Annotated in this window: 14 protein-coding genes; 2 read left to right on the top strand and 12 right to left on the bottom strand. The window is 59.3% G+C overall.

What is annotated here, in order from left to right; all coding sequences use genetic code 11:
* Window positions 1-121 precede the first annotated feature (121 nt).
* Complete coding sequence (locus JQ628_RS01695; protein WP_349628006.1) at window positions 122-1,027, top strand: SDR family oxidoreductase; 906 nt, start codon at window positions 122-124, stop codon at window positions 1,025-1,027.
* An 11-nt stretch (window positions 1,028-1,038) separates the two neighbouring features.
* Here the strand turns inward: JQ628_RS01695 and JQ628_RS01690 are convergent, their stop codons facing one another.
* The 11 genes from JQ628_RS01690 to JQ628_RS01640 all read right to left on the bottom strand — a co-directional run bounded on the left by JQ628_RS01690 (window position 1,039) and on the right by JQ628_RS01640 (window position 12,759).
* Window positions 1,039-2,250 carry a glycosyltransferase family 4 protein gene (locus JQ628_RS01690; protein WP_249127401.1) on the bottom strand — a complete coding sequence of 404 codons (1,212 nt, stop codon included), beginning with the start codon at window positions 2,248-2,250 and terminating at the stop codon, window positions 1,039-1,041.
* A gap of 2 nt (window positions 2,251-2,252) precedes the next feature.
* Complete coding sequence (gene wecB, locus JQ628_RS01685; RefSeq protein ID WP_212218190.1) at window positions 2,253-3,335, bottom strand: non-hydrolyzing UDP-N-acetylglucosamine 2-epimerase; 1,083 nt, start codon at window positions 3,333-3,335, stop codon at window positions 2,253-2,255.
* 49 nt (window positions 3,336-3,384) lie between these two features.
* Complete coding sequence (locus JQ628_RS01680) at window positions 3,385-4,653, bottom strand: class I SAM-dependent methyltransferase (RefSeq protein WP_212218187.1); 1,269 nt, start codon at window positions 4,651-4,653, stop codon at window positions 3,385-3,387.
* A gap of 114 nt (window positions 4,654-4,767) precedes the next feature.
* On the bottom strand, window positions 4,768-5,802 hold the full coding sequence (locus JQ628_RS01675) for a polysaccharide biosynthesis protein (RefSeq protein ID WP_212219288.1): 1,035 nt from the start codon (window positions 5,800-5,802) through the stop codon (window positions 4,768-4,770).
* Window positions 5,802-6,668, bottom strand: a complete 867-nt coding sequence (locus tag JQ628_RS01670) for a dTDP-4-dehydrorhamnose reductase family protein (RefSeq protein ID WP_212218184.1) — start codon at window positions 6,666-6,668, stop codon at window positions 5,802-5,804. Before JQ628_RS01670 ends, JQ628_RS01675 begins: the two co-directional genes overlap by 1 nt.
* A gap of 25 nt (window positions 6,669-6,693) precedes the next feature.
* A complete protein-coding gene (locus tag JQ628_RS01665) occupies window positions 6,694-7,476 on the bottom strand; it encodes an AglZ/HisF2 family acetamidino modification protein (RefSeq protein ID WP_212218182.1) in 783 nt (260 codons plus the stop codon).
* Window positions 7,477-7,479: 3 nt separating this feature from the next.
* Window positions 7,480-8,094: an imidazole glycerol phosphate synthase subunit HisH gene (gene hisH, locus JQ628_RS01660; protein ID WP_212218179.1), complete on the bottom strand. Its 615-nt coding sequence runs from the start codon at window positions 8,092-8,094 to the stop codon at window positions 7,480-7,482.
* Window positions 8,091-9,230, bottom strand: coding sequence for an N-acetyl sugar amidotransferase (locus tag JQ628_RS01655; protein WP_212218176.1), 1,140 nt, complete (start codon window positions 9,228-9,230; stop codon window positions 8,091-8,093). Before JQ628_RS01655 ends, hisH begins: the two co-directional genes overlap by 4 nt.
* Window positions 9,231-9,295: 65 nt before the next feature.
* Window positions 9,296-10,171, bottom strand: coding sequence for a rhamnosyltransferase (locus tag JQ628_RS01650; protein WP_212218173.1), 876 nt, complete (start codon window positions 10,169-10,171; stop codon window positions 9,296-9,298).
* Entirely contained in the window at window positions 10,171-11,451 is a 1,281-nt protein-coding gene (locus JQ628_RS01645) for a hypothetical protein (protein ID WP_212218170.1), read from the bottom strand. Before JQ628_RS01645 ends, JQ628_RS01650 begins: the two co-directional genes overlap by 1 nt.
* Before the next feature lie 294 nt (window positions 11,452-11,745).
* Window positions 11,746-12,759: a glycosyltransferase family 2 protein gene (locus tag JQ628_RS01640; protein WP_212218167.1), complete on the bottom strand. Its 1,014-nt coding sequence runs from the start codon at window positions 12,757-12,759 to the stop codon at window positions 11,746-11,748.
* Between the two features lie 226 nt (window positions 12,760-12,985).
* Here JQ628_RS01640 and JQ628_RS01635 point away from each other — a divergent pair, with 226 nt between their 5' ends.
* On the top strand, window positions 12,986-13,423 hold the full coding sequence (locus JQ628_RS01635; RefSeq protein WP_212218164.1) for a hypothetical protein: 438 nt from the start codon (window positions 12,986-12,988) through the stop codon (window positions 13,421-13,423).
* 175 nt (window positions 13,424-13,598) lie between these two features.
* Here the strand turns inward: JQ628_RS01635 and JQ628_RS01630 are convergent, their stop codons facing one another.
* The gene (locus JQ628_RS01630; protein ID WP_212218161.1) at window positions 13,599-14,408 is read right to left on the bottom strand and encodes a 2OG-Fe(II) oxygenase; all 810 of its coding nucleotides are present in this window, start codon (window positions 14,406-14,408) and stop codon (window positions 13,599-13,601) included.
* Between the last annotated feature and the right edge of the window lie 115 nt (window positions 14,409-14,523).

Here is a 14,523-nt window from a genome sequence, read left to right as displayed (position 1 = left end):
AAAATCCTAATCCAGCCGCAATGTACAAGTAAAGGTTGTAGGGCGATTTGCATTCGCCGTCCGAATTCCGGACGGATCGGAACTCGAGAAGAAAATTTTTGCCTCGGGGACGACCAAAAAAGTGGACAACAATAATCAGATTGATCTGAACCGAAGTGTCGTCATCGGCGGCTCCGGCCTGGTTGGCGGCTACATTGTCGAGCATCTCCTGCGGCGCGGCGAGCGTCCATTTGCGATGTCGCGGGCCCAGCGGAACAAGTCCGGCATCGATTGGATCCGCGGCGACCTCGAGAAACCGGACGAATTAACGCTCCCGCCGTTCGCAACGCTGTACTGCACCGCGGACGCCATCCTGCTGGCGAATGCGCTGCCCCGTTTGATCCATCCATCGCTCAAACGGGTCGTCGCGTTCAGTTCCACCAGTGTCTTGACCAAGCAGGATACGGAGGTCGCCGCCGAGCGCGCGATGATCCAGAATTTGACGAGGGCTGAACAGCAGATCGCGGCGACCTGCGCGCAAGGCCACGTTGCATGGACGATCCTGCGGCCGACCCTGATCTATGCCGAGGGCCGCGATACCAATCTCACGCCGCTGTCGCGGCTGATCCGACGCTTCGGCTTCATGCCGCTGGTCGGCGGCGCTCCAGGCTTGCGGCAGCCGGTCCATGCCGAGGATCTGGCGATTGCCGCGATTGCTGCTGCGACGAGCACGGCGGCCATCGGCAAGTTCTATTCCCTGCCGGGTCCGGACACACTGACCTACAGGGAAATGATCGGACGCGTGTTTGACGGAATGCAACTGCCGAGGCGGATGGTCTCTGTCCCCCCGCTACTGTGGCGAGCCGGATTCGCTGTTGCAAAACCGCTTTTTCCCGGAGCCAATGTGGCGATGGGAATACGCATGATGAAGGACATGACGTTCGATTCCACGCCGGCCGAGCGCGACATCGGCTGGAGCCCACGTCCCTTCAATCCGAAGTTCGATACCACGAGCGCGACCGAGGTGGCGCGCGCACCAGCCTCCTGACCCACGCGAGATCAGGAATCCGATGCCGGCCGGGACATGACAATCTGGTTCGCCGCCGCGACCGGCGAAAACATCGACCGGCCGAATTCCCTTCCCCGCTCGGACATCGAATGCCGCAAGCCGTCGTCGTCGATCAACTGCTCCGCGAGTTGCTTCAGCTCGTCGACCGAATTGCCGACATAGACCTTGCCGACCTCGTTCTCCTCGATCAGTTGCTGAAGATCGGTTCCGGGATTGACGCGCGCGAGCACCGGCAGCCCGTACTGAACGTAGGAGACGAATTTTCCGGGAATGTTGTGCGTCTTGTGGTCGGGATGAAGCGCGACGAGCCCGACATCGCATTGTTCGAGCAGCCCCGGGATTTCCGAGGAATCGATCTCGCCGTGAAACAGTACGTTGCTCAGTTCACGCGAAGTCTTCTCCGCCTCTAGCCTTGCGAATTCGGACCCACGGCCCACAAACAGGAATCCGATATCGTCGCGGTGCCGCAACGCGACGATCAACTCCATGAAGATATCCATGCCCTGGGCGACGCCCATATTGCCGATGTAGACGAAGATCTTGCGGCCGGCGAGCGGAGTGTCTTTTACCGAGATACTGCATCCGACCGAGGGGGTGACGGCCAGCCAGTTGTGCAGCACCTCGATCCGGCGACGCGGCGGATTCTCCCACCTCTTGAGATAGGCGAGATTGGAATTCGTCTGCACGCCGATGACATCGGCAATCCAATATTGGTAAGCGGCTATCGCCTTGAACACGAGATAGACCGGCCCCCTGTGTACGAGGCCGAGATCGACCGCCCATTCCGGAAAGATGTCGCGCAGGATGAGGTAGCGCCATCCGCCAAACCGTCGATGCATGGCCCAGATCAGCGGTCCGAAGAAAATCGGCGGCGAATACCACACCAGGATATCCCACTTTTCCCGGCGGAACGGGCTCTTGCGGATGTTGCGGTACATCGCAAACGGCAGCCACATCTCCGCAATCGCCCGGCGCACGAATGACGGTGCTCGTGTCGGCGGCGCAGAGACGCGCAAGACTTCTATGCCGTCGATCCGCTCGATCTCCCAGCGCTTGCGCGACAGCGGCGAGGGAACGACGACAACCGGGCGGTGACCGAGCGCGGCGAACTGCTGCGCCAGGTCGCGCAACTGTACCGCCGCGGACGTCCGCAGCGGCGGATAGTCCGTCGAGATCAGAGCAATCAGCAGTTTTTCGCTCATGCTCAAAAGAAGTTGGTGATCTGGGTCCGGATTGCGTTCACGACGACTGCCGAAGGCGAGTAATCCTCTTCAAACTCATAGCGGGCGCTCCAGGGCAGGCTGACCGCAAGCGTCACCGCCTCGACGATGTTTTCCGCGTCCATGCCTGAAACGATGGTGGCGCCGCTCTCCAGCGTCTCCATGCGTTCGGTCGCCATCCGCAGGCTCACATTCGGAACCTTGTAGAACAGCCCCTCCTCTGCCGCGGTACCCGAGTCCGACAACACGCAATAGGACTGCTTGAGGAGCTGGTTGAAGTCGTAGAAGCCGAGCGGCGGCATGATCCGGATGTTCGGCGGGACAGTGATGCCCTTCAGCTTGCTGGTGGTCCGCGGATGCATCGGGAAGATGACCTCGCGCTTGTGCCGCTGGCTCAGGATGCCGAGCGCCTTGAAGATGTTGGCGAGGTTTTCGGGATTATCGACGTTCTCGCTGCGATGCGCCGTCACCAGGATGTAGTTCTTCGGCTCGAGCTTCAGCCGGGCCAGGATGTCGCTGCGCTCGATCTCCGGCGCAAATGCCCGCATCGCCTCGAAAGTGGTATTGCCAGTGACGATGATCTTGGATGGATGGATGCCTTCGCGCAGCAGGTTTTCGCGGTGATAATGATTATACGGCAACAGAATGCTGCTGATGTGGTCGATCAGGATGCGATTGCGCTGCTCGGGCATGCGGCGGTCCCAGGCCCTCAGGCCCGCCTCCATGTGAAAGATCTTGATGCCGCGATGCGCCGCCGGGAGCACGCTGAGACCGCTGTAGGTATCGCCGAGGATCAACAGCGCGTCCGGCTTCTCCTTCTCCATCAGCGCATCCGACTTCATGATGACGTCGGCCACCTCCGGTGCGTAGCCGGAAGTGTCGATATCAAGCTCATAGTCCGGCCGGCGCAGCTTCAGATCCTTGAAGAAAAAATCCCGCAGCTCCGGCGTGAAGTTCTGGCCGGTGTGAACCATGATGTGCTCGAAGTTGAGCTCGTCGAGCTTCTTGAGCGTCGACCACATCTTTATCATTTCCGGACGCGTGCCGAAAATAGACATGACTTTCATCTGATGGTTCCGTGCTGGCTGGAATGAACGGTCGATGCGATACCCGGTATCACGTCGCTGACGGTGGAAAAATCGAAACCTTCGGCAAAGGGATGATCATCCGGCCGCCCTTGCCGAGATAGCCTGCATTTCGCTTGCGGATTTCATCGAGAAAGCTCCAGGCGAAAATCAGCAAATAGTCCGGCGGGCTGCCCTGGTCCAGGATCGAGCTCGGGAAGATCTCGAAATGCGATTTCGGCGTGCAGTATCCCGCCTTGGCCGGAGCGTCGTCGATCATGTAGTCCAGATGGCTGTGGTTGATGCCGCAATACTGGATCATGGTGTTGGCGCGGCCCGAGGCGCCATAACCGGCGATCCGTTTGCCTTCTTCCCTCAGCCGGTTCAACAGCGCGATCAGTTCATCGCGGTGCGCCGCCACCGTGTCGGAGAATTTCCGGAACGTCTCGAAGCGGTCAAAACCACGCTGCCGTTCCGCAGCCGCGAGCGCCGTTACCGCCGACGAGACGGAGGCACCATGCCGGCTGCCTTTCTTGCAGGCATAGAAGCGGATCGATCCTGCATGGATCGGGATCGGCTTGATGTCGAACACCATCATGTCGTAACGGGCGAGATGATTGATCACGGAAAGCAGCGAATAATAATACAGGTGCTCGTGATAGATCATGTCGTACTGAAGTTCGTCGATCACCTTGCCGAGGTAGTGCACCTCGAAGACGAACACGCCGTCCGGACCCAATGCCTGGGCCACCGCGCGCGTCGTTCCCTGAATATCCGGGATGTGGGCGTAGACGTTGTTCGCCATGATGAGATCGACCGGGCCATACTCGCCAACGACCCGTGCGGCGACCTCTTCGGTGAAATAGTCGTTGATCACCTTGATCCGGGAGTCGTTGATGGTCGCAACCACGTTGGAAGCGGGATCGACCCCGATCACGGTGCGGATGCGCTGATCCGCCAGCGGCCGCAACAGCACGCCGTCATTGCAGCCGAACTCCAGCACGGTGGCGCGCTCTGGATCCAGGAATCGTTGCGTCACCTCGGCGGCATACTCCCGGAAATGATCACGGAGCGTGCCGATCGAGGACGAGAAGTAGAAGTAGTCCTTGAACATCACGTCGGCCGGCACTTTGTCGGTCACCTGGACGGCAAAGCAATCGGTGCAGAAGTGCAGCCGCATCGGAAAGGTGCGCTCGGCGGCAAATTGTTCGGGCTTCAGGAACGCGCCGGCCAGCCCGACCTCGCCAAAGTCCATGACAAGCTCTAATCGCTTGCTGTCGCAAAAGGCACAGACAGGCTGGTACGGGCCGGTCTTGTTCATCGAATACGTCCCCTTTTTCGGACCGGCTCCCTTCAACCTCGCCGTTCAACGGCGCAGCTTATCGCCCCGGCTGCGAGCTAGCACAACCGCTTCTGCGGGTCGATGGCGAATGCGTCAGATTTCAGCGATCTCGCCGTCCCATCCCTGAAGGTGCCGTTGAATGAAGTCGAGCTTGAGCAGCAACTGCTTGATCTGCGGCACGCTGAGACGCTCGGTATTGTGCGAAGTATAGTCGTCCAGAACGGAAATCTCTTTCTGTCCGTCGGTAAAGTACATGGCGTAGTTGAGATCCCTGTTGTCGGCGGGGATGCGATAGTATCGCTCCATCTCCTGGACCCGCGCCATTTCCTCGCGCGACACCAGCGATTCGTACAGCTTCTCGCCGTGCCGCGTGCCGACGATCTGAACCGGATTGTCGGCCTGAAACAGCTCCTTGAGCGCCTGAACCAGATCGCCGATCGTGGCAGCGGGCGCCTTCTGCACGAAGATATCGCCCTGTCTGCCATGGCCATAGGCGTGCAGCACCAGGTCAACCGAATCGTCGAGCGACATCAGAAACCGCGTCATATTGGGATCGGTTACGGTCAGCGGCTTACCGGCCTTGATCTGCGAAACGAACAGCGGGATGACGGAACCCCGCGAAACCATGACGTTGCCGTAGCGCGTCCCGCACAGCAATGTTTCCGTCGATGACAGGCTGCGGGACTTTGCGACCATCACCTTTTCCATCAGCGCCTTGGTCTGGCCCATGGCGTTGACCGGATAGACGGCCTTGTCGGTGCTCAGCACGACCACCTTCTCGACATTGTTGGCGATCGCAGCGCTCATCACGTTTTCGGTGCCGAGGATGTTGGTGCGCACCGCTTCAAGCGGATAGAACTCGCAGGACGGCACCTGCTTGAGGGCGGCCGCGTGAAATACATATTGGGCACCCTTCAGTGCCTGATGAATGCTGTCATAGCCTCGTACGTCGCCGATATAGAACTTGAGCTTGACGTTGTTGAACGCCGTCCGCATCTCCTCCTGCTTTTTCTCGTCGCGGCTGAAGATGCGAATTTCGGCGACGTCCGTCGCAAGGAAGCCCCTGAGGATATGCTGTCCGAATGATCCCGTCCCGCCGGTGATCGCTACGATCTTGTCCTTGAACATCATGCCCCCGCAGCGCCAATCTTGTCGCGATACATCGCATCAACCAGTTCGGGCCAGTCCGGCGCGACATAGCCGGTAGCCTTCGCGAACCGATCCGCTATCAGCGAGCGATCCGGACTGGCCCGGTCGTCCGGTATCAGTTCAATGGTCTTGCCATAACGGCGGGCCACGAGCTGGAGCAAATCAAACTTCGAGATTGGCCGGCTTGCCAAATGATAAACACCGGACAAGTCCCGCGATGGGATCACGAAATCTCTGATGATGCGGGCGAGAACGATCGTCGGAAATCCCGCGAAGATAGCACGCGTGAAGCAGCGGCACTGTTGCTGCTGCGCCAAAAACCACTCCAGCAGCGCGCTGCCGGATTGCAGCTCATGGCCGATGATCGAAGTCCGCAGCGTAATCGCATGCGGCTCCGTGACCTCCCCCAGCAGCTTGGAAATCCCGTAGACGTCGGTCGCGTCGGGCAGGTCGTCCTCGGTATAGGAACCGCGGCTGCCTGAAAACACCCCGTCAGAACTTATCTGCACGAGGCGAGCGCCCGAACGCCGGCACCAATGCGACAGCCGGTGCGGCAACACCGAATAGACCTCGATCGAACGCATCGGCTCGGCGGGCGCGGGCCGGCCGACGGCAATGCAGTTGATGACGACGTCCGGCGCGGTGTCCTCGAACAGCCGGGCAAGCAGTTCGCCGTTCTCGATGTCCTCGACGACCACCAGCTGCGCACTGTGGGCGGACGAGAACAAGGCACGAGATTTTTTTCGGCGGATGGTCCCCGTAACACGCGCGCCGGCCGTTTCTGACATGGAGCGGAACACCGCATTGCCGAGCAGACCCGTGGCGCCAAGCACCAGTATGTTCACGGCACGATCCGTTCGCGGGGCGGCATCAGGCGACCTCAATCCTGCTCTGCAACAATTCGTCACGCTCCCTGATGGTCGGATAGTTCACCAGCACGGCGCGATAGATTCCCTTGAAGACAAAAAGGCTGCCCGCTGCGGCGCCGCTCACGCCGGAGCTACGGATCAACTCTTCGATATGGGCAAGCGAACCGGCGCCCCCGAGGATGGTCACCGGCACACGCGCGGCGGCGTTGATCTTACGGGCAAGATCGAGGTCGTACCCCTTCATCTGGCCGTCTCTCTCGATCGCGTTGATGACGATCTCGCCGGCGCCGAGCTTTTCGGCCTCGGCCGCCACATCGAGCATCGAGCGCCCGGTATTCTTCGTGCCGTTGTGCGTCCAGACGTCGTAGTCCTTGCTGCGCGGACGAGGCTTGACGTCGAGTACAACCACCACGCTCTGGCAGCCGACCGCTTCCGCGGCTTCCGCGATCAGGCGCGGATTGGCGATCACCGCCGAACTGAGCGCCACCTTCTCAACGCCGAGCCCAATGATGGCCTTGACCTGCTCCAGGGTCTTGACGCCGCCGCCATAGCAAAGCGGCATGCGGGACTCGAAAGCGAGGTTTTCAATCAGCTTGTAGTCCGGTGCGTATCCCCGGGTGGTGGCGTCGATGTCGTAGACGGCGATCTCGTCGACGGCCTTCTCGTTGAATATCCTGACGACGTTGATGGGGTCTCCGACATATTTCGGATTCGAGAATCCGACGGTCTTGACGAGGCCCTTGTCGTGGACCAGCAGGCTGGGAATGATGCGGGGGCGCAGCACGATCTATAGCTCAGCAAAATTCTTCAGGAGCCGAATGCCGAAGTCATGGCTCTTCTCGGGATGGAATTGAACGCCGTGGACATTGTTTGAGCGCACCGCGCAACCAAACTCGATGCCGTATTCGGACGTTGCCAGTATGTTGTCGTTCGAAGCACAATCGAAGTAATAGGAATGCAGGAAATAAAAGCGCGAGTCCCGCTCCAGGCCCGCGAACAGCCCCGCGCCGTTCCGGGGAATGACGTCATTCCAGCCCATATGCGGCAAACGTCCGGGCGGCGGGAGTTTATTGGCATCGAAGCGCCGCACTTGTCCGTCGACCCATCCGAGACCCGGGAGGGTTCCCTCCTCGCTGCCGCGCGCGAGCATCTGCATGCCGACGCACACGCCGAGCACCGGTTTGCCCTGACGCAGCACCAGATCATCGACGGTCTGCCGCATCCCGGACTCTTCAAACGATTCCATCGCGTGATCGAACGCACCCACGCCCGGCAGGATCAGCTTCGATGCGCCGTCCAGCTCGGCAGCAGACGATGCAATTCTGGCCGCGATATTCAAGCGCTTGTAGAGGTTGGCGAACGCCTGAACATTGCCAAGCCCATAGTTGATGATCGTGATCATCGGAATATCCGATTATCGAGCCCGAGCAGATTGAATATCCTGGTGCCGAGCGTGATGAGGAAGAGATTGTTCTTGTAATCGCGGAAGGTCTTGTTCTTGCCGCGGAAGATCTCCTCGAACTCGGCAACGGTCCAGCCAAGCTTGGTGGCGACAAATTCGAATTCCTGAGCCATGACATCCTCAGGGAGCTCGGGCTTGCTAAGCCGCTCGAGCGCCTGATCGCGCGTCAGTTGTCCGGTGAGGATTTCGCTCGACAGGTAAGCGCGCCGCTTGTCGTAGCCGAATTTCTTTGGCGTCCAGAACGACTCGTAAAAGCGGGTGAACCGGGATTCGTAGTGCTTCTGCGGATAAGGCTGCCAGCCAAACTTTTCGCTGAGCGTGCGAATGGCGTCCTGCTTGATGTAGGGTACGGAGTCGAGCAGCTTGATGACGCGCATCCCCTTCATCCAGCGATAGTAAATCCGGTACTTCAGGATATCGCAGGTGGGAAAGGTCTTCAGCGGCCGTTCGCCGAACTTCTGGTGAATGTCGCGAACATGCACCATGTCGGTCGAGTAGTAGGTCCACTCCAGCGACTCTCGCACGCATTCGGTGGAATTGTTGCCGCCGGTGATGACGTATTTGAAGCCGTTCTTGGCCGCAAAATTGTACAGCGCGGAGAACAGCGCCAGATCCTGCGGCTGATCCTGGAAGGCGACCTGAGAGCGGAAGAAGGCCCGCTGAAGATCCTTCATCTCCTCCCAGTTGACGACCTCGGTGACCAGATCGAGGTGAAGACCTTCGATCATCTTCTGGATGTTGCTCACTCCGAGATCGGAGTTCCAGCCGGTGTCACAATGGAACATCAGCGGCCGGAGGCCGAATTTTTCCTTTGCAATATAGGTGACATAGGAACTGTCGAGGCCGCCGCTTATTCCGATGATGCAATCGTGGTCGCGGCCCTTGCCTTCCCGTTTGATCTTTTCGATCACGGGCATGATTTCCTTCAGCCCGCGCTCATCCGGATGCCAGTTCGGCCGGATGCTCTCATGGTAGTTGCAGCAATACTGACACCAGCCCCGCCCGTCGAACTGGAGCGTCGAATCGCTGGTGTCCATCACGCAATTGGCGCAGATTTGGTACGGTCGCTTTGTCATTTGTTCCGACGATCGGGTGGCCCCGGGGCGCATCCGCCGGCGCCAAGCACAACTCCCCGTTGGCTTCAGGCCGGCCTTGCGCCCCGGACCCCCTTTAGCCCGTCCCGCACCGCAAATAAATACGATTTGAGGTACGAAGCGCGGCCATTTACCACAAAAAGCAGGAGTGCTCGGCTGAACAATGTGGCTGCCAATTGTTTGAGCGCGTAATTGAAGGGAATGTGCCTTTTACGGAACAGCAACAGACAATTTCTGACCTGGTAATAGCAACGTTCCGGGCTATGAACGGATACGTGAAACGGCCCAAATTTGACGTGCCGACTCCCAATACTGTGCCGCATGACCACCGCCGGAACGACATAGATCGGCACTTGCTGTGCGCGGCACCGCAAGCACCATTCCGCATCCACGAAGTCGATGAAAAAGTCTTCGTCCAGGGTGCCCGCACGCTCAAACACCTCTCTCGTGGCCGCGGTTCCCGATGCGATGACGATATCGGCGGAATAGCGAGCGTCGGCGTCAGCTTCATGGATTGCGACCGGCCACCCCCATCGGCCGAGGCGCTCCGCGGGCAACGGCATGTTCGTGGCCTCATCCACGCAGAGCGGGGCGACGATTTCGGCAGTGCCTTCGGTCAACGAAGCCGCCAGCGCCTTCAAAAATCCTGGTTCGATCTTCGAGTCCTGGTCGAAAAAGACGAGCACGCGGGCGCCGGCAGCGAGCGCCGCAGCGATACCGACGTTCTGTGCATGCGCAATCCCGGAATTGTAGCCTAGCGAGATCAACGAGCATCCGTCCGGCAGCGCGTCCGCCTCCAGGGTCCGGGTCTCCGAGTTGTCGACCACGATCACCCTTGCACCATCCAGCGCCGCCCGGCTGCACAGGCCGCGCAGGCGCGCCACGTCGGGCCGGTAGCTCACGATGATGCAATGCGCTTCCATCAGGTATCTTGCCGTCGGGCCTTCACCCCCAAACGCCTTTCCCCGCTCGCCGTCGCTTCAAATCGACTGCGATTGAGATAGACGTTGGCAAGGATTGCGGACAGTATCAACATACCGCTAGACGAAAACAACAGGGGATTCGAGACCGCCATCAGCAAGTAGAACAGATAGGCCACGGCTAACGCTCGCGCTCGCCGGGACAGGGGCGCAGCAAACGAATACCATGCGGGAAAAAGCAACAGCGCGACCATCGCCGCAGCGCCGAAGATGCCGAAACTCCTGAGCATCTCCAGATAGGTAAGCTCGGTAATATAGAAATTGACTTGGCCCGCGCTCCACTCGTGGTATGCGCCCAGTCCTTGCCCGAACAAGAGCGTAACAGGGTCGCTGAGCAGGCTGATATAGTCGCGAAGCAGGGTTAGCTTGATGCTGTTCGAGCTCTCCTCGGCATCAAAGAAAGCCTGCAAGCGATCGGCAAAAGGAAGCGCCAAGAGCACCAGCACAAGCAGGCTCAAAAGCGCGTTGCGCGCTACCCTCGCAGTATACAGCGGCCACAGAGTGAACGGCAGCAGCAGTGATACCAGGATGTTATTTCGGGTGCCGGCCAGCAGCATCCCGGTTATGTTGACGCCAAGCAGGACCAGATAGGCGAGCTTTCTGATGTACCCTGCCGCCGACATGACGCGGTCGAAGTAATAGGCGATCGAAACGACGAGCATGGCGCTGGTCACGAAATAGACCTGGACCAGTTCCAGGTTCTCACCGTATTTGCGCCGGTCCAGCGAAAGAACGCCAGTGTTGATGCCCAGCTCATGCAACCGCTCAAATTCCTCCGGTGAAAATTGAAGAAAAAGGAAGACGGCAATTACCGACAGAGCCAGGAGGGTAAGAACCGCGCTCAGCTGCGGTATCAGATCGATCTTGTTCAGCACGAGGATGATGGCGAACGAAATAAAAAGGTACGCCTTGAAGAGGGCAAATCCCTCAAATGGCTGGCGCCCATCGATGATGTGGTACCACCCGATCGACAGCAATGGAATCGTGATAAACGCCAGCGAATAGATCAGCAATGACGGCGGCAGGTAAGGCTCTTCCCTGGTCAGGGCACAGCCGGCAAGGGTAGCGGGCCAAAGGGCGACGAAGAGCGGGACCTTACCGCGCAAGACCTGATCCGCCGGATCGAAGATACAAACCAGCACGAACATCAGCAGAAGAAGACGCACCAGCCAGTGCGCTCCCTCGGAATTAACGGTCGTGCCGTCCGCCGCGACGTAGGCCACAGGTTCTCTGCTCTGCATCATCTCGGCAAACAGCCGAGACCGAATTGTGAATTTCCCACCGGGCGTCAAGCTCTGAAATAGCGGACGGAAGGTCCGTAAAAAGTCCCTCAAACCAGGGCTTGTTGGGTTCCACCACTGTTCGGGGCCCGGGCTGCGCCGCACGTATTCTGGTAGCAAACTTCACGAATAACCACAACGCGCCCCTCGCGACGTATCCAAGCCCTGCACTGTGCGGGGATGCGGCAGCAACGAAAGCCGCTGACAGGGCGGAGAGCCACGGAAGCCTTCAGTCATTCACTGGAAGCGATGCCTCAGATTATTGAATGCCCGCCACATCCAGGGCACCGCGGCGCGAAACGGCGATGCGTTCAGCGTGGCGATAGCGGCAACAGCCGCGGAACGCCGCAACGTGCCAGCGAGCGACGGCGCGAGCCTTGCCAGCGACGTCTCAAAACGCTCCGTCACCTTGGGATCGATCGTGCGACCGTGCTGGCACGCCTCGATGAGCGCAAACATGTAGAATGCCCTGTGGCGGGAAAGCATGAAGCTCGTGCCGTGCCTGGCGTAGACGGCTCGGGCATCCGCGTTGCCCGCCAGATATACGTCGAGAAACTTCGAAAACTGGCCCAATCCCGTGAGTCCGGGCTCCCAAATCGACGGCAGCGACGCAGACTCGCTCTTCGGGTGGATTCGAACGGCGCAGTGCTCGGCGGGATCGGCCGCTTTGCAGAAATTGCCGATCATCTTCAGCCAAAGCGCGTCATCGGCAAAGAACAGTTTTTCGAACGCCGGCAAGCCACCGGTCCGGTCATAGTCGGCCGAGCGCATGACGTATCCGGTGCCGAATACGTCGCGCTGGTACGTCAGTCTCGCCTCGAGAAACTGCGCGGCTGTCTCGCGCTCCGGCACGTCCCTACAGGTGCGAATGACTTTTCCCTCGGCATCGATGAAGCGGGCGCCGGTCTGGTAGAGGGTGCAGTCGGGAAAGCGGTCGATCAGGGTCTTGATGGTCCGCAGGAAATCGCGATCCAGGAGGTCATCGTGACCGATCAGGGTCATGTATTCCTGCTTCTCGACATCCTTGACGCGGCCCCAGCTCTCGACAATCGAAAGGTCGGCTGCCGAAGTGGTCAGGCGAATACGGTCGTCCGTCAGGGTCTTCAGCCAGGGCAGCGTGTTGTCGGTGCTCCGGTTGTCGAGCACGATCAGATCAAAATGCGGATAGGTCTGCGCCAGAACGCTCTCGACGCACTCCTTGATATACGGCCAGCCGTTACGGACGGACAAGACAACGCTAAATTTCGTCAAAAGGCATCTCGCATGGTTTCCGCCACCGCCGCGTCCTGCAGCGCATAGGTTATTTCTCCGAGCCTCGCGGTATAGACGTGGGCGTTCTTGCTCCGGAACGTGGCAGGCGAACAGAAGCCGTTGCCGTCCTTCAGGAAAACTCCATCAGCCGCGGCAGGCTTCACAATCTGGAGCAGTTAGGGGATAAATATGAAATAATGCAAGGCGGCAAACCGAACGAAACAATATGCGACGACTTCTCCAGGTGGTTGGCGGGCTAGCGGTCATAGCGGCATCCTTTCTTGGAACCCTGGCCGTTCTTGATCTCTTCAATTCCGGGCGCGCGAACAACGAACTTCGCGAGCAGCACATCAAATCGCTGTCCGGCGCCTTGGAAAAATATCGACAAGCCCGGGGTTTCTACCCCCTCCGCCAGGACGCTCCTGTCGACGATCTCAAACGCGACCTTGTTGACGGCGGTTTTATTGCGGCCATCCCCAGCGACCCGGCGCAACCGAAGGGACCGCAATATCGCTATGCGGGGGGCGCCAACACGTATGGCCTGCTGGTGACGTTCGAGCCGCAGTCCTACCTGATAGGGACCAAGGCGGGTTTTACCTGCACCGTCGGCGTGAAAATAAAGGGCTCAGGAGCGTGGGGAGACCCGCCGTTGTGCCAGTTCTAGAGAGCCATCGCGCAAACGAGCCGGCCTGACAAAGCCCTCGGCTCGCAGTCCGGCCAAACCGCGCTATTGGTATTGATGGCTCAGCCGCGCCCTGAGATCCAGGCTCACCGAACAAGCACCCGATCAGCCGGCGAACGCTCGATCCGCCGGTGAGTTCAGGATCACCTCCGGCAGCTCAATGAGCTCCCTCTTTCGCCGTCTTCTCGTAATCAGCGCGAAGATTCATCGAGTACGGCGAGTTCTCCGGCTTGTACAAGGTGAAATGCGGCGCGTTCCATTCTGCGTCGTCCTTGCGCGCCGTGTAGTAAAACGCGCTGAAGACACGCCGGTAGATGCCGGGCGGCGTCTTCAACGGCTCGGGCTGGCCATGATTGGAATCGTCGGCAACCTCGAACACGATCAACCGGTTGAATTTCGGTTCAATGCTATGAACCTTTCGGGTCATGTCCTTCGACCACAATTCCAGATTGCCGCCCCATTCGGGCTTCCAATCCGGCGCCAGGTAAAGCAGCGCATTGAGACGACGATGCGCCTGCAATTTGTGATGCCAGTTGAAGTCGGCATGGATCTTGAGGAATTCGCCTGTGCCGGTTGCCATGGCGCCACCGCCGATGAAATACGGGTCGGCAAGCAGGCAGTCGATCCCGGAAAGCGTTTCCAGGAAGAGCAGAAACTGCTTGGAAATGACGGCATTGGCGAATAGCCGCAGCGGGAGAGACATCGAACCGGTGTCCTCCACGAACTTCCGCATCACGTTGGCGTTGGAATGCGTCTTCCACTTCACCGAGGCATCGTTGGGATCCGGGTAAGCATCGGCGACGGCGGCAACCACATCATCGGGGAGAAAGTCGTCGATAACAGCGTGCGGAAACGGGTCCGCGTTTCGAAATTCGTCACGCCGCTGCACGGCCATGCGCGCGAATCGATCGTCGTCCATGAAGGTCACAAGTCTTTCACGCATGAGCGTCGAAGTATTGTCGGTCATGGTCCCCTCGTATTTCAACCCACGGTATCTACACCGCAGCGCCCTTCGTCAATCCAAGTTCCGGCGGGAACCGGTAGAAAGCACCTAAAAAGGGGCCCGCTCCCGCCGACAGGTC

Source organism: Bradyrhizobium lablabi (assembly GCF_018129385.1).
Taxonomy (GTDB): domain Bacteria; phylum Pseudomonadota; class Alphaproteobacteria; order Rhizobiales; family Xanthobacteraceae; genus Bradyrhizobium; species Bradyrhizobium lablabi_C.
The sequence above is the reverse complement of the archived record's forward strand: the minus strand, read 5'-3'. Positions and strand labels throughout refer to the sequence as shown.

Excerpts from the sequence above, each read along its gene's own strand:
- JQ628_RS01690 (WP_249127401.1), bottom strand. The coding sequence starts at position 2,250 with ATGAGCGAAAAACTGCTGATTGCTCTGATCTCGACGGACTATCCGCCG.
- JQ628_RS01675 (WP_212219288.1), bottom strand. The coding sequence starts at position 5,802 with ATGTTCAAGGACAAGATCGTAGCGATCACCGGCGGGACGGGATCATTC.
- JQ628_RS01655 (WP_212218176.1), bottom strand. The coding sequence starts at position 9,230 with ATGACAAAGCGACCGTACCAAATCTGCGCCAATTGCGTGATGGACACC.
- hisH (WP_212218179.1), bottom strand. The coding sequence starts at position 8,094 with ATGATCACGATCATCAACTATGGGCTTGGCAATGTTCAGGCGTTCGCC.
- JQ628_RS01630 (WP_212218161.1), bottom strand. The coding sequence starts at position 14,408 with ATGACCGACAATACTTCGACGCTCATGCGTGAAAGACTTGTGACCTTC.
- JQ628_RS01650 (WP_212218173.1), bottom strand. The coding sequence starts at position 10,171 with ATGGAAGCGCATTGCATCATCGTGAGCTACCGGCCCGACGTGGCGCGC.
- wecB (WP_212218190.1), bottom strand. The coding sequence starts at position 3,335 with ATGAAAGTCATGTCTATTTTCGGCACGCGTCCGGAAATGATAAAGATG.
- JQ628_RS01680 (WP_212218187.1), bottom strand. The coding sequence starts at position 4,653 with ATGAACAAGACCGGCCCGTACCAGCCTGTCTGTGCCTTTTGCGACAGC.
- JQ628_RS01635 (WP_212218164.1), top strand. The coding sequence starts at position 12,986 with ATGCGACGACTTCTCCAGGTGGTTGGCGGGCTAGCGGTCATAGCGGCA.